This window comes from Paracoccus luteus, assembly GCF_004522155.1.
Classification (GTDB): Bacteria; Pseudomonadota; Alphaproteobacteria; order Rhodobacterales; family Rhodobacteraceae; genus Paracoccus; species Paracoccus luteus.
On the sequence record NZ_SDEA01000009.1, the window covers coordinates 22,694 to 47,285 of the forward strand.

Below are 24,592 nucleotides of genomic sequence, written 5' to 3' on the forward strand. Positions count from 1 at the left end.
AATCTGCCGGGCTGTTGCAGGCGGAAAAAATCGTTTCAGATCAAGGCGGTGGAACAAGAAAAAGGGCGCGCCGGCGGCACGCCCTTGCGGGATCGGTATCGGGTCGGATGCGCCCCGGCCCATGCGGGCCAGCGGATCGTTCCGGGGGATCGTGTCCGCCGGATCGGGCGGCGGATCAGGCCGCCGCCAGCGCCTTGACGCGGGCCGCCAGGCGCGAGATCTTGCGCGACGCGGTGTTCTTGTGGACGACGCCCTTGGTCACGCCGCGCATCAGTTCGGGCTGCGCGTTCTTCAGCGCCTCGGCCGCGACCTGCTGGTTGCCGCCGGCGATCGCCTCTTCGACCTTGCGCAGGAAGGTGCGGATGCGCGAGCGGCGGTTCTTGTTGACGGCGGTGCGGCGCTCGGTCTGGCGCGCGCGCTTTTTGGACTGGGGCGTGTTGGCCATGTCTGTGCGGTTCCGGTGTTGCGGTGTCTGAGAATCCTGAAGCCGGGCCTATACGCCCCGCGGCGGGCCAAGTCAACCGCCACGCGCCGCGGCGGGCAGGTTCCGGCAGCCGTGCGGCCACGTGCGGCACGGCGCCGCAGTCATCGCGCAAAGGCGTCGGCATAACCGGCGCGGCGCAGCCGGTCGATGGCGCGCACCACAGCCTCGCGTCCGTCGAACGGCCCGGCCAGGATCAGTTGCACCGCCCTGCCCGCCTGCATTTCGCGGGCGCGCGACACCGGCAGGCCCAGCCGCGCCAGCCGCTGCGCGGCCCGGTCGGCGCCCGGCGCATCGGCATAGGCTCCGAGCTGGACAAAGCGCGCGCCGGGCGGAACCATGCCCCTGCCCAAGGGCGCCGCCCGCGTTCCGGCAGCTGTCGGGCGAACGGCGCGGGGCGCGGCCTTGTCACGACCACCTGCCTTTGCACCCTTCGGCAGGCGCGCCGCCGGGGGCGTCGCCACGCTGTCGGCGCGGATCGCGACCAAGGCCGGCGCGGCCACAGGCGCGCTTGCCAGCTGCGGGAACGCCAGCGGCGCGGCCCCGCACAGCCCCAGCGCCATCTGCTGGCCCAGCCGCAGCGATTCGGCCCCGGCGGACGCGCCAAGCAGGCGGCACAGCGGGCGGTCGCGCTGCGGCGCAGCCATTGCCCCGCGCAGCACCGGCGCGGCCCTGACCGCCGCCGCCAGACCCGCCGGTCCCCCGGCGGCAGGCGCAACAGGGGCGGGCAGGCTGGCCGCCGGCGCCTGCGTGGGCCGCGCGCTCGCCGTCCCGCCCGCAGGCGACAGCTCTCCGTCCTGCAGATTGCCGATGATGGTTTCCGACAGCACCCGTTCCATCCGCGCGGCCCTGGGTTCGGGCGGCGCGGGAAACAGCGGCGCGACGGTGTCGGGAAGGGTGCGGCGGGCGGATAACGTGGGCGGATAGCCGCACATGACCGACTCGTCGCGGGCGACGCGCGGCTGCCATTGCCCGTGCAGGTTCAGGAACACGCAGCCGGCGCTGTCGACATACTGCGCCCCGGCAAAGCCCGGCGGCGGCGCCTCGGCCGGGCCGGGGCCGGTTCCCACGTCGCCCGACAGTTCGGCCGGATCGCGGGTGCGTTGCGGCACCTGCACCGCCGCCACCGCCGGTTCCGGCGCGGCATGGCCGTCCGCCGGCGCCCCTGCCGCCCACGCCGGGGCGACGAAGATCATCGCCCAGACCGTCATGACCCCGGCCCAGATACCAAGGAACCCAGAAACGCGCATGCCCGACCCCCGATTCGGTCCACATGGCTTGGTCTAGGCCGGCACCCCTGAAATCCGGGTTAACGCGCGGCTATTTCGTCCCGAACATCCGGTCGCCCGCGTCCCCCAGACCGGGCACGATATAGCCGTGCTCGTCCAGCCGCTCGTCCAGCGCGGCGGTCACGATGGGCACGTCGGGATGGGCCTGTCGCATCCGCTCGACCCCCTCGGGCGAGGCCAGAAGGCACAGGAAACGCAGGTTCCTGGCCCCCTTGGCCTTGAGCATGTCGATCGCCGCGACCGAACTGTTGCCCGTCGCCAGCATCGGATCGACGGCGATGACCATGCGGTCCTCCAGCTCGCCCGGAACCTTGCAGTAATACTGCACCGGCTGCAGCGTGTCGGGGTCGCGGTAAAGCCCGATGAACCCCACGCGCGCCGCCGGGATCAGTTCCAGTATCCCGTCCATCAGCCCGTTCCCGGCCCGCAGGATCGAGATGAGCGCCAGCTTCTTTCCTTCCAGCGTGGGGGCCTGCATCGGCTGCAGCGGGGTTTCGATGCGCATGGTGGTCAGTTCCAGCTCGCGCGTGATCTCATAGGCCAGCAGCAGGCTGATCTCGCGCAGCAGGCGGCGGAAACTGTTGGTCGAGGTGGTCTTGTCGCGCATCAGGGTCAGCTTGTGCTGGACCAGCGGATGTTCGACGACGGTCAGATGTGGGGTCATGGGGGCCTCTTTCTGGCGGTGAGTCATGCACCATCGGCGGGGCTGAGCAAACCTGTCAGCCGCGCGCGCGTCGCCGCGTCGCAGAACGCCGCCTCGGCCGCCCACAGGTTCATGCGGGTGAAATCGGGCGCGTCCCAGCCGAAGGCATCGGCAAGGCGGTCGTATTCCCGCGACAGCGTGGTGGCGAAGAACGGCGGATCGTCGGTCGAGACGGTGACGCGGACGCCCGCGTCGGCCAGCCGTGCGACAGGGTGGCGGGCGGTGTCGGGGTAAAGCCCCAGCGCGATGTTCGATCCCGGGCAGACCTCAAGCGTGATGGCGCGTTCCGCCAACTCGCGGACCAGCGCCGCATCCTCGATCGCGCGGACGCCGTGGCCGATGCGGGTGACGCCCAGCGCCAAGGCATCGCGCACCGACTGCGGCCCGGCCCATTCGCCGGCGTGGCAGGTCAGGCCCAGCCCCGCCTCGCGCGCGCAGTCGAAGGACCAGGCGAAATCCTGCGGGCGGCCGATCTTCTCGTCCCCGGCAAGGCCCAGACCAGCGACCCAGCCGCCCCCCGTCTCGGCCGCGCAGATCGCGCCGCGACGGGCGCGGTCGGGGCCGAGATGCCGCAGGGGCGTCACGATCGCCCGGCTGTCGATGCCCTGCGCGGCCATCGCGGCGGCGGTTTCCGTCATCGCGGCGACATGGTCGCGCCATGCCGGCAGGTCGCCGCCGCCGCAGAACTGGGGCGATACGAACAATTCGACATAGATCGCCCCCTGTTCGGCGCAGCCCTCCAGCACGGTTTCCAGCAGGCGCGCATAGTCGCGCGGGCCCCGGATGACCGATGCCGCGGCCTCATAGACGCGCAGGAAATCCGCGAAGCCGCGCCAGCGATAGCCGCCGTCGTCGGCCATGATCGCGGACAGGTCGATCCGCTTTTCCGCCGCAAGGCCGCGGATGAACGCGGGCGGCGCCGCGCCCTCCAGATGCAGGTGCAGTTCAATCTTTGGAAAGGATTTCATGCGATCACGGGGGCCACGGTCGAATCATCGGGGGGCAGGACAGGCAGGAAACTTTTCCCGTGCGCGGGACCGCGCAGCCCCAGATGCGCGCAGATGCTGGCGCCCACATCCGGGAAATCGACAAGGCCGACGGGCAGCGGGCCGAGGCCCCAGCCCAGCACCGGCACCCGTTCCCGCGTGTGGTCCGTCCCCGCCCAGCCGGGATCGTTGCCGTGGTCCGCGGTGAAGATCGCCAGATCTCCGGGACGCAGGCGCGCCATGAACCGTCCGGCCGCGCCGTCGAACCATTCCAGCGCGGCGGCATAGCCCGCGACATCCCGGCGGTGGCCGTAAAGGCTGTCGAACTCGACGAAATTGGCCATCGTCAGGCTGCCCGGCGCGGCCTGATCGGCCAGCCGGACAAGGTGGTCGGCCAGATCCGCGTCCGACCGGCCCTTGTGCAGATGCGCGATGCCGCGATGGCTGAAGATGTCGCCGATCTTGCCGATGGCGTGGGTGGTGCGCCCCGCCGCCGCGGCCAGGTCCAGGATCGTGTCGCCCGGCGGCGCGATGGCGATGTCGCGGCGGTTGGGCGTGCGGACGAACTGCCCTTCGGTGCCGTCGAAGGGGCGCGCGATCACGCGGCCCACGCGCATCGCGTGGACGGTGGGCGCCAGCGCCGCGCACAGCGCCAGCAGCCGGTCCAGCCCGAACCGCTGTTCATGCGCGGCGATCTGCAGGACGCTGTCGGCCGAGGTATAGCAGATGGGCCAGCCGGTCCGCAGGTGTTCAGCCCCCAGCGCCTCGATGATCGCGGTGCCCGGCGCATGGCAGTTGCCAAGGATGCCGTCGGTGCCCGCCAGACGGCAGATCTCGGCGGTCAGTTCGGGGGGAAAGGCGGGGCGGGTGTCGGGAAAGACGTGCCAGTCCCAGGGGACGGGAACGCCCGCAAGCTCCCAGTGGCCCGAGGGCGTGTCCTTGCCGGGCGACGCCTCGGTCGCGGCGCCCCACAACCCGCGCGGGGCCGCGCCAAGGCCCGGCGCATCGGCGCCGCTGGCCAGCCGGACGGCCGCGCCCAGGCCCAGCGCGTCCAGATGCGGCATCCGCAGCGGGCGGGCGGCGGCGATATGGGCCACGGTGTTGGCGCCGGTGTCCGGCAGCGTGCCGCAGAAGAACCGGCCGGCATCGGGCGCGCCGCCGATGCCGACCGAATCCATGACGATCAGGAAGGCGCGGCCGCTCATGCGACGATCCGTTCGCGCACCAGCGGTCCGGGCGCGGCGCAGCCCAGCCGATAGGCCGCCTGCACCGCCCGGATGGCGGCGCCGGCGGCATCCTCGGACCCGGCGTGGACATGCGCCAGCACGCCGCCGGTCGCTTCGGCCAGGCGGCGCAGGCCGGTCAGGCCGACGCGAGGGTCCACGGCATCACCCGCGCGGCGGCGGCCGCCGCCCAGCGCCACGACGGCCCGGCCCAGCGCGGCCACGTCGATGGCGGCCACGGCCCCGTCGGGCGCGGGAACCGGTCGGATCACGGGCGCGCGCGGCAGGCGGGCGGGCCGGTCGATCAGATCATGCGGTCCGCCCTGCGCCGCGATCATCCGCCCCCAGCGTTCGGCGGCCGAGCCGTCGTCCAGCCGCGCCGTGGCCTGCGCCAGCGCCTCCGCGCCGCCAAGCCCGACGACGCGCAGACATTCCGCCGCCAGCGCCAGCGACAACTCGCGCAGGGCGCCCGGCGCGCCGCGCAGGACGGCCAGCGCCTCGGCCACCTCGACCGCGTTGCCGGCGCTGCGGGCCAGCGGCTGGTCCATGTCGGTGACCAGCGCAACCGTCGGGCAGCCCGCCGCCGTCGCCGTTTCGACCAGCGCGCGGGCCAGGTCGCGGGCGGCCGCGGTTCCGGCCAGAAACGCGCCGCTGCCCGCCTTGACGTCCAGCACCAGCCCGTCCAGCCCCGCCGCCAGCTTTTTCGACAGGATCGAGGCCGTGATCAGGTCGATGGACTCGACCGCGCCCGCCTCGTCCCGGATCGCGTAAAGCCGCCGGTCCGCGGGGGCGAGCGACGGGCCCGCCGCGACGATCGCGCAGCCCGCCTGCGCGGTCACGGCGCGGAACGCCGCCTCTTCCAGATCGGTCCGCAGGCCCGGGATCGCCTCAAGCTTGTCCAGCGTGCCGCCGGTATGGCCCAGCCCCCGGCCCGAGATCATCGGCACGAACCCGCCGCACGCCGCCACCAGCGGCGCCACGATCAGCGATGTCGTGTCGCCGATGCCGCCGGTCGAATGCTTGTCCACCACCGGCCCCGGCAGATCCCATGCCAGCACCCGGCCGGAATCGCGCATCGCGCGGGTCAGCGCGGCGCGACCCTGCGCGCCGATGCCGCGCAGCAGGACCGCCATCGCGAACCCCGCGGCCTGGGCATCGCTGACCGATCCGCAGGCCAGCCCGCGCGCGATCAGCGCCGCGCCCGCGTCGTCCAGCCCCTGCCCGGCCTTGACGGCCTGGATCACGGGCCGCGGGTCCGGGGCGGCTCCGGGGTCGGGGTCGGGCAGGATCATGCCCCGCCCTGCATGTGCGCGACCTCGAACCGGCCGGGCAGCAGCTCGGCCACCGTTGTCGCCAGCGTGTCGCCGCCCAGCGTCGCCAGCAGGACCGGGGTGTCGCCGCGGGCGAACTCGGCCAGCTTTTGCCGGCAGCCGCCGCAGGGGGGCACCGGGCGCGGGCTGTCGGCGATGACGCAGACCTCGACGATCTCGGTCTCGCCCGCCGCGACCATCGCGGCGATGGCGCCCGCCTCGGCGCAGGTGCCCTGGGGATAGGCCACGTTTTCCACGTTGCAGCCGCGATAGACCGCGCCGGACGCGCCGCGCACCGCCGCCCCCACCTTGAAGCCGGAATAGGGCGCATAGGCGGACTCGCGCACGTCGCGGGCGGCGTCGATCAGGGACATGGCGGTTCCTTTCCGTTCGGCGGCATCATCGTGCCGGGGCGGGCGTGGCGCAAGCGGGCAGGTTTCGCCAGACGGAAAGCCCGGCGAGCGGTCTTGTGACCCCACGTCCGCCGCCGTATCCCGGGCGGCAGGCAAGGAGGATCGGGCATGGACGAGCGGCGGCAGGACACGGTGCGCCAGGCGGCGCTGGATTATCACGAGCTGCCGCGCCCCGGAAAGCTTGAGGTGCGGGCGACCAAGCCGCTGGCCAACGGCCGCGACCTCAGCCTCGCCTATTCGCCCGGCGTGGCCGAGGCCTGCCTGGAAATCAAGGCCGATCCGGCCGCCGCCAGCCGCTATACGGCGCGCGGCAACCTGGTCGCGGTGGTGTCTAACGGCACGGCCGTGCTGGGGCTGGGCAACATCGGCCCCTGTGCCGCAAAGCCGGTGATGGAGGGCAAGGCCGTCCTGTTCAAGAAGTTCGCCAACATCGACTGTTTCGACCTGGAAATCGACGAGACCGACCCGGTCAGGCTGGCCGCGATCGTGCGGTCGCTGGAACCCAGCTTTGGCGCGATCAACCTTGAGGACATCAAGGCCCCCGACTGCTTCATCGTCGAAAAGCTGTGCCGCGAGTCGATGAACATCCCGGTCTTTCACGACGACCAGCACGGCACCGCCATCGTCGTCGGCGCGGCCGCGACCAACGCGCTGCGCGTCACCGGGCGGGCGTTCGACCAGATCAAGGTCGTGTCCACCGGCGGGGGCGCGGCGGGCATCGCCTGCCTGAACATGCTGCTGAAACTGGGCGTGCGGCGCGAGAACGTCTGGCTGTGCGACATCCACGGCCTTGTCCACCAGGGCCGGGCCGAGGACATGACCCCGCAGAAATCGGCCTTTGCGCAGGACACCGACCTGCGCACGCTGGATCAGGTGATCGACGGCGCCGACCTGTTCCTGGGCCTGTCCGGCCCCGGCGTGCTGTCGCCCGACATGGTCGCCCGCATGGCCGCGCGGCCCATCGTGTTCGCGCTGGCCAACCCCTCGCCCGAGATCCTGCCCGAGGACGTGCGCCGCGCCGCCCCCGACGCGATCATCGCCACCGGCCGCAGCGATTACCCCAACCAGGTCAACAACGTCCTGTGCTTTCCCTTCATCTTCCGCGGCGCGCTGGACGTGGGCGCGACCGAGATCAACGACGCCATGCAGCTGGCCTGCATCGAGGGGATCGCGGCCTTGGCCCGCGCCACCACCAGCGCCGAGGCCGCCGCCGCCTATCGCGGCGAGACGCTGACCTTCGGCCCCGACTATCTGATCCCCAAACCCTTCGACCCGCGGCTGATCGGCGTCGTGGCCAGCGCGGTCGCGCGCGCCGCGATGGCGTCGGGGGTGGCGACACGCCCCCTGCCCGACATCGCCGCCTATAAACGGCACCTGGACGGATCGGTCTTCCGGTCGGCCCTGATCATGCGCCCGGTGTTCGAGGCGTCGGCCAGCGCCAACCGCCGCATCGTATTCGCCGAGGGCGAGGACGAGCGCATCCTGCGCGCGGCGAACGTCATGCTTGAGGAAACCAACGACGTCCCGATCCTGATCGGCCGCCCCGAGGTGATCGCGCTGCGCGCCGAACGCGCGGGCCTGCCGATCCGCCCGGCCGTCGACTTCGAGATCGTGAACCCCGAAAACGACCCCCGCTATCGCGATTACTGGGAAACCTATCACGCGTTGATGGCGCGGCGCGGGGTGACGCCCGACGTCGCCCGCGCGATCATGCGCACGAACACCACGGTCATCGGCGCGATCATGGTCCACCGGGACGAGGCCGACAGCCTGATCTGCGGCGCCTTCGGGCAATACACCTGGCACCTGAACCATGTGCGCGAGATCCTGGCGCGCGGCGGGCTGCACCCGGTCGGCGCGCTCTCGATGATGATCCAGGAGGAAGGCCCCCTGTTCATCGCCGACACCCAGGTCCACCACGACCCCACCCCCGAACAGGTGGCCGACACCGTCATCGGCTGCGCCCGCCACGTCCGCCGCTTTGGCCTGACGCCGCGCATCGCGCTGTGCAGCCATTCGCAGTTCGGCAACCAGGACACGCCGTCGGGCCGCAAGATGCGCGAGGCGATGGACCTGCTGGCCCGGCGCGAGGTGGATTTCACCTATGACGGCGAGATGCACGTCGATGCCGCGCTGGACCCCGCGGTGCGGGCGCGGCTGCTGCCGCATTCGCGGCTGGGGACCGAGCCTGCGAACGTGCTGGTCTTTGCGGGCACCGATGCCGCGTCGGCGGTGCGCAACATCCTCAAGACCCGCGCCGGCGGGCTTGAGGTGGGGCCGATCCTGATGGGCATGGGCAACCGCGCCCATATCGTGACGCCCTCGATCACGGCGCGGGGACTGCTGAACATCAGCGCGCTGGCCGGCACCCCGGTCGCGCATTACGGCTGACGGCGAATCGGGCCGCCTGCCCTGCGGGACCGCGGCTTTGCAAAGTTGACGCAGCGATAGCTCAGGCCGGTTGCAGGCGGCAGAGTTTGCAACATCCATGACGCTGCGGGCGGGATTTCTGCAAAGACCGGCCGCGCCGATACCGTTAACAATGTTGCCCGGCCGCCCGCGCCTCGCCTATCAGACAGATGTCTCGGGGAGGGGACCGATCATGACATACGCCGAAACCTATGCCCGCTGGAAACGCGACCCCGAGGCTTTCTGGATGGACGCCGCGAAGGCCATCGACTGGGACCGCCCGCCCAGCCGGGCGCTGTTCGACGACGACGCGCCGCTTTACAAGTGGTTCGCCGACGCCCGCGTGAACGCCTGCTGGAACGCCGTGGACCGCCACGTCGAATCCGGGCGGGGCGACCAGCTGGCCATCATCCACGACAGCCCGATCACCCATTCGACCAAGGGCATCACCTATCGCGAACTGCAGACGCGGGTTGCGTCGCTGGCGGGCGCGCTGCGCGCCAAGGGCGTCGGCAAGGGCGACCGCGTCATCATCTACATGCCGATGGTCCCCGAGGCGCTGGAGGCGATGCTGGCCTGTTCGCGGCTGGGCGCAATCCATTCCGTCGTCTTCGGCGGCTTTGCCGCGCATGAACTGGCCGTCCGCATCGACGACTGCCAGCCCCGCGCGATCATTGCGGCCTCCTGCGGGCTGGAGCCGGGGCGGGTCGTCCACTACAAGCCGCTTCTGGACCGGGCCATCGAGCAGGCGACCCACAAGCCCGATTTCTGCGTGATCTTCCAGCGCGAGCAAGAGGTCGCCAGGCTGGTCGAGGGCCGCGACGTCGCCTGGCACGCGTTCCAGTATGGCGTCGAACCGGCCGAATGCGTCCCGGTCGAGGGCAACCATCCGCATTACATCCTGTATACCTCGGGCACCACCGGCCAGCCAAAGGGCGTCGTGCGCCACACCGCCGGGCATCTGGTGGCGCTGAGCTGGTCGATGAAGAACATCTATGGCATCGACGCGGGCGACGTGTTCTGGGCGGCGTCGGACGTGGGCTGGGTCGTCGGCCACAGCTATATCTGCTATGGCCCGCTGATCGCCGGCGCGACGACCATCGTGTTCGAGGGAAAGCCCGTCGGGACCCCCGACGCCGGCACCTTCTGGCGGGTGATCCAGAACCACAAGGTCAAGTCGTTCTTCAGCGCCCCCACCGCGATCCGCGCCGTCCGCCGCGAAGACCCGGAAGGCGAGCTGATCAAGGATTACAACCTGCGCAGCCTGCAGGCGCTGTTCCTGGCGGGCGAACGCGCCGACCCCGACACCGTGCAATGGGCCGAGGAAAAGCTGCGCGTCCCGGTCATCGACCACTGGTGGCAGACCGAAACCGGCTGGCCCATCGTCGCCAACCCCTTCGGGATCGAGCCGCTGCCCGTCAAGCGCGGCAGCCCCTCGGTGGTGATGCCCGGCTATGACGTGCAGGTGCTGGACGAGGGCGGCAGCCCCCTGCCCGCCGGCACGCTGGGCGCCATCGCGGTCAGGCTGCCGCTGCCGCCCGGCACGCTGCCCAGCCTGTGGAACGCCGACGACCGGTTCCGCCAAGCCTATCTGACCACCTTCCCCGGCTATTACGAAACCGGCGACGCGGGCTATATCGACGCGGACGGATACCTCTACATCATGGCGCGCACCGATGACGTCATCAACGTCGCGGGCCACCGCCTGTCCACCGGCGCGATGGAGGAGGTGCTGGCCGCCCATCCCGCCGTCGCCGAATGCGCGGTGATCGGCGTGGCGGACAGCCTGAAAGGGCAGATGCCGCTGGGCTTCCTGTGCCTGAAACGCGGCGTGAGCCAGTCCCCCGACGAGGTGCAGAAAGAGGTCGTGCGCATGGTCCGCGACCGCATCGGCCCCGTCGCCGCCTTCAAGACCGCCGTGGTGGTGGACCGCCTGCCCAAGACCCGGTCGGGCAAGATCCTGCGCGCAACGATGGCCAAGATCGCCGACGGGCAGGACTTCAAGACCCCCGCCACCATCGACGACCCGGCGGTGCTGGACGAAATCGGCGCGGTGCTGAAGGGCGCGGGATACCCCGCGGCGCAGGCATGACCGCCGCCCGCCGTGCGGCAGCTTTCACCACGCGGCGGGCAAGCCTTCAGGCGTCGGCGTCGGCGTCGGCGCGCGGCCAGTAGCTGCCGACGCTCCACAGATTGCCCTCGGGGTCGCGGCAGGCGAACTCGCGGCTGCCATAGCTGGTGTCGCGAAGCGGCTGCACGATCTCGGCGCCCGACTCGCTGACCCGGCGGAACAGCGCGTCGGGGTCGGCGACCGCCAGATACAGCGCGTCGGTCCGCCGTCCGCCCAGGTCGCCCACCTGCCGTCCATAGTCGTCGTCGCGGGCCTGCCCCAGCATCAGGATCGAGGCGCCGAGCGCCAGTTCCGCATGCAGGACGGCGCCGCCGTCGCGGTGCACGGCATGTTCACGAAAGCCGAGGGCTCCGGTCAGCCAGCGGATCGCGGCCTCGGGATCGGCATAGCGCAGCGTTGGAAACAGGCAAGGAGCGTCCATCACGGTCCTCCGTGTCGGTTGCGGGTGCGCGGCGATCATGGCGATCGGCGCGCCCCGCGTCTGCCGATTCGAAACGCCTTCAGCGGATATCCGCGCCAAGCGCCCGCATCAGCGGCAGGAAATCGGGAAAGCTGGTCGCGATCGGGCCTGCGTCGTCGACCGTCACCGGCGCGTCGGCCACCAGACCCAGCACCAGGAACGACATGGCGATGCGGTGGTCCAGGTGGGTCGCCGCAGTGGCCCCGCCCGGCACCCGCGCCATGCCGTGCACCGTCATGCTGTCGCGGGTCTCGTCCACCGCCACCCCGTTCGCGCGCAGCCCCACGGCCATCGCGTCGATGCGGTCGCTTTCCTTGACGCGCAGCTCGGCCACGCCGTTCATTACGGTGGCCCCCTCTGCGACGGCGGCAATGACCGACAGGATCGGGAACTCGTCGATCATGCTGGCAGCGCGGTCGGCGGGCACGGTCACGCCGCGCAAGCGGCCGTGGCGCACGGTCAGGTCGGCGACCGGCTCGCCGCCTTCCTCACGGTCGTTCTGCCAAGTCAGGTCGGCGCCCATTTCGGCCAGCGTCACATACAGCCCGTCGCGCGTCGGGTTGCGGCTGACGCCGGGGACGGTGATCTCGGACCCCGGCACGATCAGCGCCGCCGCGACCGGGAACGCCGCGCTGGACGGGTCGCGCGGGACGGCGACCGCCTGCGGGCGCAGCTCGGGGCGGCCGGTCAGGGTGATGACGCGCCCCTCGTCCGTGACCTCGGTGCGGATCTCGGCGCCGAAACCGGCCAGCATCCGCTCGGTATGGTCGCGGGTCGGCTCGGCCTCGATCACCACCGTCTGCCCCGGCGCGTTCAGCCCGGCCAGCAGCACCGCCGACTTGATCTGCGCGCTGGCGACGGGCGTGCGGTAACGCACCGGCACCGGGTCCGCCGCGCCGGTGATGGTCAGCGGCAGCAGCCCGCCCTCGCGCGCCGTCACGGTGCAGCCGAACTGCGCCAGCGGGTCGGTGATGCGCCCCATCGGGCGGCGGCAGAGGCTGGCGTCGCCGGTGAAGGTCGCGGTGATCGGCGTCGTCGCCATCGCCCCCATGATCAGCCGCACGCCGGTGCCCGAGTTGCCGCAGTCGATCACCCCGGCAGGCTCGGCAAAGCCGCCGACGCCGACACCGTGAACGACCCACTCGCCCTCGCCCACGCGCTGCACGTCAGCGCCGAACGCCCGCATGGCGGCGGCGGTGTCCAGCACGTCCTGCCCTTCCAGCAGGCCGGTGATGCGCGTCTCGCCCACCGCCAGCGCCCCCAGGATCAGCGCGCGGTGGCTGACCGACTTGTCGCCGGGCACGCGCGCCTCGCCGCGCAGCGGGCCGGAACGGCGGGCGGTCATGGGGCGGGGTTCGGCGCTGTGCGACATGGGCGTCTCCTTCTTCGCGGACGTGATAGCCCGCGCGCCCCGGCGCGGCCATGCCCATCTTCCTTGCGAAAATATCCCCGCCGGAGGCCCGCCGCGTCAGCGGCGGAAGGTCGCGTAATGCGGCACCCGCCCCTCGCGCAGGGCCTTCTGCTCGTATCGCGTGGACAGCCAGTCGTCCCACGGCTGCGGTCCCTCGGCGACCAGCGCAAAGCCCGCGCGCGGCACCTCCTCCAGCGTCTGGCGCATATAGTCGGGGATGTCGGTCGCCACCCGGAACTCGGCCCCCGGCCGCAGGACGCGGGCCAGCGGCACCAGATGCTCGGGCGTCACAAAGCGGCGGCGGTGATGGCGCGCCTTGGGCCAGGGATCGGGATAGTTCAGGAAGGCGCGGTCGATGCAGGCGTCGGGCAGCACGTCCATCAGGTCGCGCGCGTCGCCCGGATGCACGCTGACGTTGCTAACGCCCGCCGCGCGGATCTTGCCCAGCAGCATGGCGACGCCGTTGATGAACGGCTCGCAGCCGATCACGCCTGCGGCGGGGTAACGGGCGGCCATGTGGACCATGTGCTCGCCGCCGCCAAAGCCGATTTCCAGCCACAGCGGCCGGTCGTCGCCAAAGAACCGCGCCGGGTCGATGGGCGCCCGGTCGGGGTTGTCCTGCACGGTGATGCCGCGCGGGCGCAGATCGCCCAGATCCTCGGCCAGATAGCCCTTCTGGCTTTGGCGCAGGGTCTTGCCGTGGCGGCGGCCATAGAAATTGCGCCGCGGGGGATCGGGGTCGAAATCGCTCATGCGGGGCGGATGCAACGGGGGCGGCGCGGGGTCAAGCCCGCGTCAGTCGGCGGCCAGCCGGCTGACGATGACCGTGACCTCGGGCTTCTTGCCGATTTCTTCCATCATGACTTGGCGGGTGATCTTGCGGATCGCGTCGTCCAGCTTCTTGTCGTCCATCACGACCTTGGCGTCCGCGCGGTCCAGGAACTCGGCCAACTCGCTTTCGACGTGGCGGGCCAGCGGCACCCCGGCGCGGCCCTGCTGCGGCAGGCCCATCGTTTCCACCCAGGCGTCGGGCAGCGGGTTGTCATCCTCGTCGATGATGACGGACACGACGGCATGCCCGTTCAGGGCCATGCGGATGCGGTCGCGCACGACGCCGTCCATCGCCCCGATCAGGATGTTGCCGTCCAGATACAGGCGGCCCGTGGGCACCACGTCCACCTGCCGCGGCGCGTCGCCGGTCAGGTCCATCATCATGCCGTTCGTCACCACGGCCGAGGCCATGCCCTTGGACTGGCCCAGCATCATGTGCTCGCGCAGGTGCATGTGCTCGCCGTGCATGGGGATCAGCATCTGCGGTTTCAGCAGGTCGTGGACCGCCGCAAGGTCGGGCCGGTTTGCGTGGCCCGAGACGTGATAGGTGCCGTCGTCGGCGTCAAAGACGTCCACGCCCAACCGGCTGAGGTTGTTCATGATGCGGATCACCGGGCTTTCGTTGCCGGGGATCGTGCGGCTGGAAAACAGGAAGCTGTCGCCCTCTTTCAGCTGCAGCCCCAGATAGCGGCCCATCGACAGCTGCATCGACGCGGCGCGGCGTTCGCCCTGGCTGCCGGTGACGATCAGCATGACCTTGTTGCGCGGCAGCTCGGCCGCCTGCTCGGGGCCGATCACCTTGGGAAAGCTGGTCAGAATGCCCGTCTCGATCGCGGCGGTGACCATCTTGCGCATCGCGCGGCCCAGCAGGCAGACCTGACGGCCGGCGGCGACGCCAGCCTCGGCCAGCGTCTTCAGCCGGGCGATGTTGCTGGCGAATGTCGTGGCGACGACCATCTGCTTTTGCGCCATGACGAAATCCAGCAGCGGATTGGCCAGCAGCGCCTCGGACCGGCCGGGATGGGTGCTGAACACGTTCGTCGAGTCGCAGGCCAGCGCCTTGATCGGGGTCTCGCCCGCGATGCCGTGCCACATGATCGGGTCGAACGCCTCGCCCACCACGGGCGTCCCGTCCAGCTTGAAGTCGCCGGAATGGACCACCCGCCCCGCGGGGCTGTCGATGATCAGCGCGGCGCTTTCGGGGATCGAATGGCTGACCGGCACGAACTGGACGCGGAACGGCCCTGCCTCGACCACCTCGGGGCGGGGGTCCACGATGCGCAGCCGGTCGGTCGGCTGGCCGTATTCCTCCAGCTTCATGCGCGCCAGCGCGCCGGTGAAGCGGCGGCAATAGATCGGCGCCTTCAGCCGGCCCCACAGGTGGCCCAGCCCGCCCACGTGATCCTCGTGCCCGTGGGTGATGAAGATCGCGTCCAACCGGTCGCGGTTGTCTTCCAGCCAGCGGATGTCGGGCATGATCAGGTCGATGCCCGGCGCGCTGTCCATGTCGCCGAAGGTCACCCCCAGGTCGACCAGGATCAGCCGTTCCTTGCCCGGCCGCCCATAGCCATAGACATAGGCGTTCATGCCGATTTCGCTCGCGCCGCCCAGCGGCAGATAGATCAGGCGTTCAGACATTGCCCATCTCCCTGTTGTAGTCGTGGATGAGCCGCAGCCCGTGCATCGTCAAGTCGTCGTCCCAGCTGTGGAACAGATCCGGGATCTGGTCGAACAGCGCCGCCAGCCCGCCGGTTGCCACGATGGTCATGGCGCGGCCGCGTTCGGCGGCGATCCGCGCGCAGATCTCGCGCACCAGACCGACATAGCCCCAGAACACACCCGACTGGATACATGCAACCGTATTCGTCCCTATCACCTGTGCGGGCCGTGTGATATCGACATGCGGCAGGCTGGCCGCGCCCATGTGCAGCGCCTCGAGCGACAGGTTCACGCCCGGCGCGATGACCCCGCCCACATAGGCCCCGTCGGTGTCCACCACGTCGAAGGTCGTGGCCGTGCCGAAATCCACCACCGTCAGGTCGGGACCAAAGCGGTCGAACGCGGCCCAGGTGTTCACGATCCGGTCGGGGCCGACGACCGCGCCCTCGTCCACGCGGGGCGCGGCGGGCAGCAGGCAGTCGGGCTTGCCCACCACCAGCGGGCGCGTGTCGAAGTAGCGGTTGCACAGCACCCGCAGGTTGAACACCACCCGCGGCACGGTCGAGCTGATGATGCAGCCGCCGATCGTCACCTCCAACCGGTGCAGCGCCATCAGCGAACGCAGCCAGACGAAGTATTCGTCCGCCGTCCGCCGGTGATCGGTCGAGATGCGCCAGGTGGCGATGAACTGCGTCCCGTCCCAGATCGAGAAGACGGTGTTGGTGTTGCCGGTGTCGATGCACAGCAGCATGGGTCAGCCCCCGGTGGGAAAGTGGATGTCCGCGGCGGGGATGACCTGCCGCCCGGCGGCGGTGGCCAGGATCAGCGCGCCGCTGTCGTCGATGCCGTCGAACCGTCCCGTCTGGCTGGCCGTGCCCATGCGGGCGGTGATGGTCTGCCCCAGCCGGGCCGCGCGCGCCGTCCATGCCGCGCGCAGCGGCGCAAAGCCCAGCGTCGCCAGCTGCGCCTGCCAGCGGGCGAAGGCCGGGGCCAGCAGGTCAAGGAAATCCTCGGGCGTGACGGCGTGGCCGGTTTCGCCCAGGACCGACACGGGGGGCACCGCCCCGGGTTCCAGCAGGGCGGCGTCGGGTGCGGCGGCAAGGTTGACGCCGATGCCCACGGCAACCGCCTCCAGCCCGGCCGCCGATCCGGTGCTTTCCAGCAGGATGCCCGCGACCTTGCCGCCGTTCAGCAGCACGTCGTTGGGCCATTTGATCGCCAGCCGCGCCGCCGGGCCGCTGGCCAGCCCCAGCGCATCGTGCAGCGCCAGCGCCGCCACAAAGCTGAGCAGTGCGGCCTGCGCCGGGCCGCCCGCCGGGCGTGTCAGCAGGGTGGCTGCGAAATTGCCGGGCGGCATCTGCCATGCGCGGCCCCGGCGGCCGCGCCCGGCGGTCTGGGCGCGCGCCATGATCCAGGCCGGGCCGGTGACGGTCGCGGCCATGCGCAGCGCCTCGGCGTTCGTGCTGTCGGTGCGCGCCAACACGTGGCGCGCGACACCGTCGGGCCAGGGATCGGCCAACCGCGCCTCAGTCCGCGGGGGTGACGGGCACGACCACGGGGTCGGCGGGCACCGCCAGCGTCGCCGCCGAGGCCGGACCGACCAGCGCCTGCGCCGCGCGGCCCGCCGCCCGGTCGGCGCCCAGCATCGAGATCGCGCCCAGCACCATGATCGCGGCCGGGATCACCAGCGCCAGCGTCTGCACGGCGCCCATGCGCAGGCTGACCACCCCGTCGCGCTCGGCGCCGAAATACATGAAATAGACCATCCGCAGATAGTAATAGGCGCCGATGACCGATGCGACGACGCCCAGTGCGGCCAGCCAGACCATGTTGGCCTGAACCGCCGCCGTCAGCACACCGAACTTGGCGAAGAACCCCAGCATCGGCGGCACGCCCGCCAGGCTGAACAGCAGGACCAGCATCGCCAGCGCCTTCAAGGGCTCGGACCGGGCCAGCAGGTGCAGGTCGTCCAGCGCCGTCACCGGGCGGCCGTCGCGTTCCAGCGACAGGATGAAGGCAAAGGTGCCGACGTTCATCACCGCATAGATCGCCATGTAGATCAGCATCGACTGCACCCCAAGGGTGGTGCCGGCGGCCAGCCCGACCAGCGCGAACCCCATGTGGGCGATCGAGGAATAGGCCATCAGCCGCTTGATGTCGCGCTGCCCGATGCCCGCGACGGACCCCAGGAACATCGACATCAGCGCCAGCGCGGCAATGATCTGGCCCCAGTCGCCCGGCACATGGCCGAACGCGCCCCACATCAGCCGCGCGATCAGCGCCATCGCCGCGACCTTGGGCGCGGTCGCGAAGAACGCCGTCACCGGCGTGGGCGAGCCTTCGTAGACGTCGGGCGTCCACATGTGGAACGGCACCGCCGAGATCTTGAACGCCAGCCCGACCAGCAGGAACACCAGCCCGAACAGCAGCCCGACCGGCAGCGCGCCCTGCCCCACCACGGCCATCACCCCGGCGAGGTTTGTGGTGCCCGCAAAGCCATAGACCAGCGACGCGCCGTAAAGCAGCATCCCGGAGCTGAGCGAGCCGAGGACGAAATACTTCAGCCCCGCCTCGGACGACCGGACGCTGTCGCGGCGCATGGCGGCGACGACGTAAAGCGCCAGCGACTGCAGCTCCAGCCCCATGTAGAGGGTCAGCAGGTCGCCCGTCGACACCATCACCATCATGCCGACGACCGCCAGCACGACCAGGATCGGCAGCTCATACCGCAGCAGGCGGGTGCGGTCGAGGTAATCGGCGCTCATCGCGAGGACGGCGGCGGCCGACACCAGGATCACCACCTTGCAGAACCGCGCGAAGGCGTCGTCGATGAACATGCCGAAAAAGGCGCTGTGGTCGGGCCGGGCCATCCAGCCTATGGCGAAGGCCGCGACCAGCATCGCCGCCACGCTGAGCCACAGGACGGTGCGCGCCACCTGGTCCTTGCCCAGGAACGCGCCCAGCACCAGCGCCAGCATGGCGTAAAGCGCCAGCGCCGCCTCGGGCAGGATGGTCGTCAGATCGAGCGAAGTCATGCGCGCCCCCTCAGTGGCTGGCCGCAGGCTGCGCGGCGTCGGCAGGCGCGGCGGGCAGGCTGGCGTGATAATCGTTCAGCAGCGCGGCGACGGCCGGGCCGGTGATGTCGGTGACGGCGCGCGGATAGACGCCCAGCAGCAGCGTCATGGCGATCAGCGGCACGAAGATCCAGCGTTCGCGCGGCGTCATGTCGGAAATGCCCGCAAGGCCCGTCCTGACCAGGTCGCCGAGCGTCACCCGGCGATACAGCCACAGCGCATAGGCGGCCGACAGGATGACCCCCGACGTGGCGACCAGCGCGACCCAGGTGTTGACGCGGAACGTGCCCAGCAGGGTCAGGAACTCGCCCACGAACCCGGACGTGCCCGGCAGGCCGACGTTCGCCATCGTGAAGAACATGAACACCAGCGCATAGATCGGCATGCGGTTGACCAGCCCGCCATAGGCGTCGATTTCCCGCGTGTGCATCCGGTCATAGATGACGCCGACCAGCAGGAACAGCGCGCCCGAGATGAAGCCGTGCGACAGCATCTGGAAGATCGCGCCGTCCACGCCGGGCTGGTTCGCCGCAAAGACGCCCAGCGTGACATAGCCCATGTGGGCGACCGACGAATAGGCGATCAGCTTTTTCATGTCGGACTGCGCCAGCGCAACAAGGCTGGTATAGACGATGGCGATGGCCGACAGCCAGAAGATGAACGGCTGCGCGACGGCAGACGCCTCGGGGAACATCGGCAGGCTGAAGCGCAGGAAGCCATAGCCCCCCATCTTCAGCAGCACCGCCGCCAGCAGGACCGAGGCCGCCGTGGGCGCCTGCACGTGCGCGTCGGGCAGCCAGGTATGGACCGGCCACATCGGCAGCTTGACGGCGAACGACGCCAGGAACGCCAGGAACAGCAGCATCTGCGCGCCCGCGACGACGTTGATGCCCAGCACCCGCATCGGGTCCGACGGGAAGTCAAAGCCCAGCAGCGCCGCGATGTCGGTGGTGCCCGCCATGCGATACATGGCGATCATCGCCACCAGCATCAGGACCGAGCCGAGGAAGGTATAAAGGAAGAACTTGAACGCCGCATAGATGCGGTCGCGGCCGCCCCAGATCCCGATCATCAGGAACATCGGGATCAGCCCGGCCTCGAAGAACAGATAGAACAGCATCAGGTCCAGCGCCACGAAGACGCCGATCATCAGCCCCTCCAGCACCAGGAACGCGATCATGTAGTCCTTGACCCGCGTCGTCACGCCCCAGGTGGACAGGATCACCAGCGGCATAAGGAAGGTGGTCAGCATCACGAACAGGATCGAGATCCCGTCCACCCCCAGCTTGTAGCGCAGGCCCATGATCCAGGGCCGGTCCTCGACGAACTGGAAGGCGGTGTTCTGCGGGTCGAACCCGGCCAGCACCACGCAGGAAATCGCGAAGGTCGCGGTTGTGGCGACCAGCGCCAGCCACTTGGCGTTGCGGGCGGCGGCCTCATCCTCGCCGCGCAGGAACAGCGCCAGGACCAGCGCCGCCACGATCGGAAGGAAGGTGATGACAGAGAGCAGCGGATAGGTCGTCATCTTACAGCGTGCCCCGCATCATCACCCAGATCAGTATGCCGACAAGGCCCAGCACCATCCCGAAGGCATAGTGGAACAGATACCCGGACTGCACCCGCCCGGCAAAGCGCGTCAGCCGCGGGATCAGCCCCATCGCCAGCCCGTTGATGGCCCCGTCGATGGTCCGCCCGTCGCCGCCGCGCCACAGGGCGCGGCCCAGCCAGCGGGCGGGACGCACAAAGACCCAGTCGTACAGCTCGTCGAAATACCACTTGTTCAGCAGGAAGCGATACAGCGGCGCCTGGATCGCGGCCAGCCGCGCCGGGGCCGAGGGCGCGCGGATATACATCACCCACGCCAGCCCCAGCCCGGTCAGCATCGCGATGAACGGCGACACCTTGACCCAGACCGGCGCGTGGTGCGCCTCGTCCATGACGTGGTTGTCGGGATGCATATAGATCGCGCCGCCCACCGGGGCCGCGACCGGCGTCGTGGCGGGCGCGTCCGCCCCGGCCCCGTCGGGGGCGGTGGCGGCGGGTTCCGCCGCGTCGGCACGAACCGGCGCGTCGCTTGCGGTTTCCGCAGGGGCGGCGGCGTGGTCGGCCGGTTCCGCCCCGCCGTCTTCCGCCGCGGCCGCGACATGCGGCATGTGGAAGAACTGGGTCACCCGGTCGTGGTCGCCGAAGAAGGGCGCATACCAGATCATCCCGGCAAACACCGCCCCCAGCGCCAGCACGCCCAGCGGGACCAGCATGACCGGCGGGCTTTCATGCGCGTGTTCGTGGGCGTGCATCGGGTCGTGGTGGCCGTGATGGCCGTGGCCGTGCGCATGATCGTCGTGGCCGTGGCCGTGGACCGGCTGCACCTCTTCCTCGGCCTTGATCCTGGCGTCCCAGACCTGCTGCGGGCGCGGCGCGCCCCAGAAGGTCAGGAACATCAGCCGCCAGGAATAAAAGCTGGTGAAGCAGGCCGCGATGACCAGCAGCCAGAAGGCATAGCCCGACCCCGACGCATAGGCGCTTTCAATGACCGCGTCCTTGGACAGGAAGCCGGCGAATCCGATGGTGGTCAGCGGGATGCCGACGCCGGTGATCGCCAGCGTGCCGATCAGCATCGCCCAGAAGGTATACGGAATCTTTTTCCGCAGCCCGCCGTAATTCCGCAAATCCTGTTCGTGGTGCATCGCATGGATCACCGAACCGGCGCCAAGGAACAGCATCGCCTTGAAGAAGGCGTGCGTGAACAGGTGGAACATGGCGACCGAATAGACCCCGACGCCCGCCGCCACGAACATGTATCCCAGCTGCGAACAGGTCGAATAGGCGATGACGCGCTTGATGTCGTTCTGCACCAGCCCGACGGTCGCGGCAAAGAACGCGGTCGAGGCGCCGACGATGACGATGAACTGCTTGGCGTCGGGGGCGAACTCATACAGCGGCGACATCCGGCAGACCAGGAACACGCCCGCCGTCACCATGGTCGCGGCGTGGATCAGCGCCGACACCGGGGTCGGGCCTTCCATCGCGTCGGGCAGCCAGGTGTGCAGGCCAAGCTGCGCCGACTTGCCCATCGCGCCGATGAACAGCAGCACCCCCAGCAGGTTGGCGGCGTTCCATTCGGTCCACAGGAACGGCACCTGCGTCTGCGCGATCTGCGGCACCTGGGCGAAGATCTCGTCGAACCGCAGCGAGCCGGTCAGCCACCAGATCCCGAAGATCCCCAGCAGAAACGCGAAATCGCCCACCCGGTTGACGATGAAGGCCTTCATCTGGGCGTCCAGCGCGCTGGGTTTCTTGTAATAGAAGCCGATCAGCAGATAGGACGCGAGGCCCACCCCCTCCCAGCCGAAGAACATCTGCAGCAGGTTGTCGGCCGTCACCAGCGCCAGCATGGTGAAGGTGAAGAACGACAGATAGGCGAAGAACCGCGCCTTGTAGTTCTCGTCCTCGGACCAGTTGTCGTCATGGGCCATGTAGCCCATCGAATACAGGTGGACGACCGCGGACACCGTCGTCACCACGATCAGCATGATCGCGGTCAGCCGGTCCAGCCGGATCGACCAGTCCACGGCGAAATCGCCCGACACGATCCAGTCCATCACCGGGATGTGCCGCGGCACGCCGTCAAAGTTCAGGAACACGATCCACGACAGCGCGCAGGCGATGAACAGCACGCCCGTGGTCAGGATCATCGCGGCCTTTTCGCCGAACACGCGCCAGCCGAAGCCCGCGATGATGGACGCGGCCAGCGGCGCGAACAGGATGAACTTTTCCATGCCGGGTCAGCCCTTCATCACGTTGACGTCTTCGACGGCGATGGTGCCGCGGTTGCGGAAGAACACCACAAGGATCGCCAGCCCGATCGCCGCCTCGGCGGCCGCGACCGTCAGCACGAACATCGTGAAGATCTGCCCCACCAGATCGCCCAGATGCGCCGAGAAGGCGACAAAGTTGATGTTGACCGACAGCAGGATCAGTTCGATCGACATCAGGATGACGATGACGTTCTTGCGGTTGACGAAGATGCCGAACACGCCGGTGACGAACAGGATCGCCCCCACGACCAGGTAATGTGTCAGTCCGATCATCTGCCTTCGTCCCTCTCCGGTTCGTGGTCCGGGTCTTCTGTCGCGCGACTCTCTCGCGCCGGTCTCTAGTTCACGCCGCCCGGATAGAACAGCTTGCAGCCGCAATTCAGGTCAAAGCGCTTGCCATCCATGACCATGCGGGGCGACTGGATCGGGCCGGACTGGGCCACCCACGGCAGCGCCTGCGCGCGGGCCAGAACGGCCTCGGGCCGGGGGCCGCCCTGCAGGCGCCTTTCCTCGATTTCCATAAAGGCATCGTCGATGCCGTAACCCTCGATTGACACCACCGGGGCGCCGCCGATCAGGGGCGCGGGCGGCGCATCATGCCCGTTGACCGGGCCCCCCAGCCACGCGCCGGTGCGGGTCGCGCAGTCGAAATAGGTCACGATGCGCTCGCCCGATCCGCAGATGCCGTTGTGGATCACCTGCCGGACGATGCCGCCGCCCAAGTCCCTGGCCTCGAGCGCGCGCACGAATTGCGGGTTCTGCGGCTGGATATGGGTCAGCGCGCATTGCTCGCCGCGGTGAACCTCGGCGCGGGTCGGCTCGATCGGACTGCACGCAAGGGCACCCGAGGCGGCCATCACGGACACCCCGATGCCGATGCCCATCGCGACCAGGCCTTGGGCTTTCACAGCCCCTGCCCCGGTTTCGGGTTGGTCATCCGCATCGCCTTGGCCGGGTCGCGCCACATCTGCTGCAGCACGTCCTGGCGCTTGATGTCGCGGCGGTGGCGCAGCGTCAGAAGGATCGCGCCGATCATGGCGACCAGCAGGATCAGCCCGGCCAGCTGGAACGGCAGCAGATAACGGTCATACAGCACCAGACCCAGCGCGTGGGTGTTCAGCGTGTTTTCCACGATGGGCGCGGCGCGGGCGTTGTCGGCGACCGAGGTTTCCCAGTTGCCATAGGCGATGCCCAGCATCGCCAGCACCACCAGCCCCATGACCAGCGCCAGCGGCAGATAGCGCGCCAGCTCGCCCTTGAGCGCGGCGAAGTCGATGTCCAGCATCATCACGACGAACAGGAACAACACCGCGACCGCGCCGACATAGACGATGACCAGCAGCATCGCCACGAACTCGGCCCCCTGCAGGACGAACAGCCCCGCCGCCGAGATGAAGCACAGGATCAGCCACAGCACCGAATGGACCGGGTTGCGCGAGATCACGACCATGAAGCCGGCCACGCAGACGCAGATTGCGAACAGGTAAAAGGCAAAGACCATCATGCGTCGTCCTCCTCGGCAAAGACCGACTGCGCCAGTTCCAGCGCCTTCTGCATGGCGGGCAGGCCGCCGAACATGCTCATCTGCCAGATCGTCTCGGCGATCTCGCGCTGGGTCGCGCCGGCCTGCCGGGCGTGGCGGACGGCCAGGCGCAGCTGCGGCTCGGCCATCGCGCCCTGCACCGTCAGCGCGCCGATGGTCAGCAACAGCCGCGTCTTGGCGTCCAGCCCCTCGCGGTTGAAGGTGCGGCCGAACCACATCTCCATCATGTCCGACGACATGGTGGGGATCAGCTTCTCGAACGCGCGCGGATCCCATTTCTCCAGCGCCGGGTTGAAGGCGCGCGCCATCTCCTGCCCCGAGGCGAGCATCTGCGCGAACAGCTTGGTGAACCCCTCGCTCATCTGTAGGGCGCGTCCAGGGCGATGTTCTGGGCGATCACGGCTTCCCAGCGTTCGCCGTTCGCCAGCAGCTTCTGCTTGTCATACAGCAACTCCTCGCGGGTTTCGGTGGCGAACTCCAGGTTCGGCCCCTCGACGATGGCATCGACCGGGCAGGCTTCCTGGCAAAAGCCGCAATAGATGCACTTGGTCATGTCCAGGTCATAGCGCGTGGTGCGCCGCGACCCGTCCTCGCGCGGTTCGGCGTCGATGGTGATCGCCTGCGCGGGGCAGATCGCCTCGCACAGCTTGCAGGCGATGCAGCGTTCCTCGCCGTTGGGATAGCGGCGCAGGGCGTGTTCGCCGCGGAACCGGGGGGACAGCGGCGAGCGTTCGTGCGGATAGTTGATGGTGGCCTTGGGCGCGACAAAGTATTTCATGCCCAGGCCGAAGCCCTTGATGAAATCCCACAGCAGGAAATACTTGGTCGCCCGGACCAGGTCGAACGCCATG

23 protein-coding genes are annotated in these 24,592 nt (G+C 69.7%); 2 read left to right on the top strand and 21 right to left on the bottom strand.

The features are described 5' to 3' along the window. Positions 1–175: 175 nt before the first annotated feature. The 7 genes from rpsT to EPA64_RS11590 all read right to left on the bottom strand — a co-directional run bounded on the left by rpsT (position 176) and on the right by EPA64_RS11590 (position 6,366). On the bottom strand, positions 176–445 hold the full coding sequence (gene rpsT, locus EPA64_RS11560; protein ID WP_134726507.1) for a 30S ribosomal protein S20: 270 nt from the start codon (positions 443–445) through the stop codon (positions 176–178). Positions 446–585: 140 nt separating this feature from the next. Further along, a complete protein-coding gene (locus EPA64_RS11565; RefSeq protein ID WP_134726508.1) occupies positions 586–1,731 on the bottom strand; it encodes an SPOR domain-containing protein in 1,146 nt (381 codons plus the stop codon). Between the two features lie 70 nt (positions 1,732–1,801). Further along, the gene (gene upp / locus EPA64_RS11570) at positions 1,802–2,434 is read right to left on the bottom strand and encodes a uracil phosphoribosyltransferase (RefSeq protein ID WP_134726509.1); all 633 of its coding nucleotides are present in this window, start codon (positions 2,432–2,434) and stop codon (positions 1,802–1,804) included. Positions 2,435–2,457: 23 nt separating this feature from the next. Next, positions 2,458–3,441: an adenosine deaminase gene (locus EPA64_RS11575; protein WP_134726510.1), complete on the bottom strand. Its 984-nt coding sequence runs from the start codon at positions 3,439–3,441 to the stop codon at positions 2,458–2,460. Further along, complete coding sequence (locus EPA64_RS11580) at positions 3,438–4,664, bottom strand: phosphopentomutase (RefSeq protein ID WP_134726511.1); 1,227 nt, start codon at positions 4,662–4,664, stop codon at positions 3,438–3,440. Before EPA64_RS11580 ends, EPA64_RS11575 begins: the two co-directional genes overlap by 4 nt. Continuing rightward, positions 4,661–5,974, bottom strand: coding sequence for a thymidine phosphorylase (locus tag EPA64_RS11585; RefSeq protein WP_134726512.1), 1,314 nt, complete (start codon positions 5,972–5,974; stop codon positions 4,661–4,663). The genes EPA64_RS11580 and EPA64_RS11585 overlap by 4 nt, the downstream gene beginning before the upstream one ends. Beyond that, the gene (locus EPA64_RS11590) at positions 5,971–6,366 is read right to left on the bottom strand and encodes a cytidine deaminase (protein ID WP_134726513.1); all 396 of its coding nucleotides are present in this window, start codon (positions 6,364–6,366) and stop codon (positions 5,971–5,973) included. Before EPA64_RS11590 ends, EPA64_RS11585 begins: the two co-directional genes overlap by 4 nt. A 147-nt stretch (positions 6,367–6,513) precedes the next feature. On the opposite strand from EPA64_RS11590, the gene EPA64_RS11595 reads away from it, so the two are divergent. After that, positions 6,514–8,796, top strand: a complete 2,283-nt coding sequence (locus tag EPA64_RS11595; RefSeq protein ID WP_134726514.1) for an NADP-dependent malic enzyme — start codon at positions 6,514–6,516, stop codon at positions 8,794–8,796. A 211-nt stretch (positions 8,797–9,007) separates the two neighbouring features. Next, a complete protein-coding gene (locus EPA64_RS11600; RefSeq protein ID WP_134726515.1) occupies positions 9,008–10,906 on the top strand; it encodes a propionyl-CoA synthetase in 1,899 nt (632 codons plus the stop codon). 46 nt (positions 10,907–10,952) lie between these two features. Here EPA64_RS11600 and EPA64_RS11605 read toward each other — a convergent pair whose 3' ends face one another. The 14 genes from EPA64_RS11605 to nuoI all read right to left on the bottom strand — a co-directional run bounded on the left by EPA64_RS11605 (position 10,953) and on the right by nuoI (position 24,591). Further along, positions 10,953–11,366 carry a VOC family protein gene (locus EPA64_RS11605; protein ID WP_220443748.1) on the bottom strand — a complete coding sequence of 138 codons (414 nt, stop codon included), beginning with the start codon at positions 11,364–11,366 and terminating at the stop codon, positions 10,953–10,955. A gap of 79 nt (positions 11,367–11,445) precedes the next feature. Beyond that, positions 11,446–12,777, bottom strand: a complete 1,332-nt coding sequence (gene aroA / locus EPA64_RS11610) for a 3-phosphoshikimate 1-carboxyvinyltransferase (protein WP_134726517.1) — start codon at positions 12,775–12,777, stop codon at positions 11,446–11,448. 96 nt (positions 12,778–12,873) lie between these two features. Continuing rightward, a complete protein-coding gene (gene trmB, locus EPA64_RS11615) occupies positions 12,874–13,569 on the bottom strand; it encodes a tRNA (guanine(46)-N(7))-methyltransferase TrmB (RefSeq protein WP_134726518.1) in 696 nt (231 codons plus the stop codon). A 42-nt stretch (positions 13,570–13,611) separates the two neighbouring features. Next, positions 13,612–15,285, bottom strand: coding sequence for a ribonuclease J (locus EPA64_RS11620; protein ID WP_134726519.1), 1,674 nt, complete (start codon positions 15,283–15,285; stop codon positions 13,612–13,614). After that, positions 15,278–16,057, bottom strand: a complete 780-nt coding sequence (locus EPA64_RS11625; protein ID WP_134726520.1) for a type III pantothenate kinase — start codon at positions 16,055–16,057, stop codon at positions 15,278–15,280. The genes EPA64_RS11620 and EPA64_RS11625 overlap by 8 nt, the downstream gene beginning before the upstream one ends. Before the next feature lie 3 nt (positions 16,058–16,060). After that, positions 16,061–16,825: a biotin--[acetyl-CoA-carboxylase] ligase gene (locus EPA64_RS11630; protein WP_134726521.1), complete on the bottom strand. Its 765-nt coding sequence runs from the start codon at positions 16,823–16,825 to the stop codon at positions 16,061–16,063. Positions 16,826–16,832: 7 nt separating this feature from the next. Continuing rightward, a complete protein-coding gene (gene nuoN, locus EPA64_RS11635) occupies positions 16,833–18,341 on the bottom strand; it encodes an NADH-quinone oxidoreductase subunit NuoN (protein ID WP_134726522.1) in 1,509 nt (502 codons plus the stop codon). Between the two features lie 10 nt (positions 18,342–18,351). After that, on the bottom strand, positions 18,352–19,905 hold the full coding sequence (locus tag EPA64_RS11640; RefSeq protein WP_134726523.1) for an NADH-quinone oxidoreductase subunit M: 1,554 nt from the start codon (positions 19,903–19,905) through the stop codon (positions 18,352–18,354). 1 nt (position 19,906) lies between these two features. Continuing rightward, positions 19,907–22,159 carry an NADH-quinone oxidoreductase subunit L gene (gene nuoL / locus EPA64_RS11645; RefSeq protein ID WP_134726524.1) on the bottom strand — a complete coding sequence of 751 codons (2,253 nt, stop codon included), beginning with the start codon at positions 22,157–22,159 and terminating at the stop codon, positions 19,907–19,909. A gap of 6 nt (positions 22,160–22,165) precedes the next feature. Next, the gene (gene nuoK / locus EPA64_RS11650) at positions 22,166–22,471 is read right to left on the bottom strand and encodes an NADH-quinone oxidoreductase subunit NuoK (RefSeq protein WP_134726525.1); all 306 of its coding nucleotides are present in this window, start codon (positions 22,469–22,471) and stop codon (positions 22,166–22,168) included. A 65-nt stretch (positions 22,472–22,536) separates the two neighbouring features. After that, positions 22,537–23,106 carry a hypothetical protein gene (locus EPA64_RS11655; RefSeq protein ID WP_134726526.1) on the bottom strand — a complete coding sequence of 190 codons (570 nt, stop codon included), beginning with the start codon at positions 23,104–23,106 and terminating at the stop codon, positions 22,537–22,539. Beyond that, complete coding sequence (locus EPA64_RS11660) at positions 23,103–23,702, bottom strand: NADH-quinone oxidoreductase subunit J (RefSeq protein ID WP_134726527.1); 600 nt, start codon at positions 23,700–23,702, stop codon at positions 23,103–23,105. Before EPA64_RS11660 ends, EPA64_RS11655 begins: the two co-directional genes overlap by 4 nt. Then, positions 23,699–24,103 carry a carboxymuconolactone decarboxylase family protein gene (locus EPA64_RS11665; protein ID WP_134726528.1) on the bottom strand — a complete coding sequence of 135 codons (405 nt, stop codon included), beginning with the start codon at positions 24,101–24,103 and terminating at the stop codon, positions 23,699–23,701. Before EPA64_RS11665 ends, EPA64_RS11660 begins: the two co-directional genes overlap by 4 nt. After that, positions 24,100–24,591 carry an NADH-quinone oxidoreductase subunit NuoI gene (gene nuoI, locus EPA64_RS11670; RefSeq protein WP_134726529.1) on the bottom strand — a complete coding sequence of 164 codons (492 nt, stop codon included), beginning with the start codon at positions 24,589–24,591 and terminating at the stop codon, positions 24,100–24,102. Before nuoI ends, EPA64_RS11665 begins: the two co-directional genes overlap by 4 nt. Position 24,592: the final 1 nt, after the last annotated feature.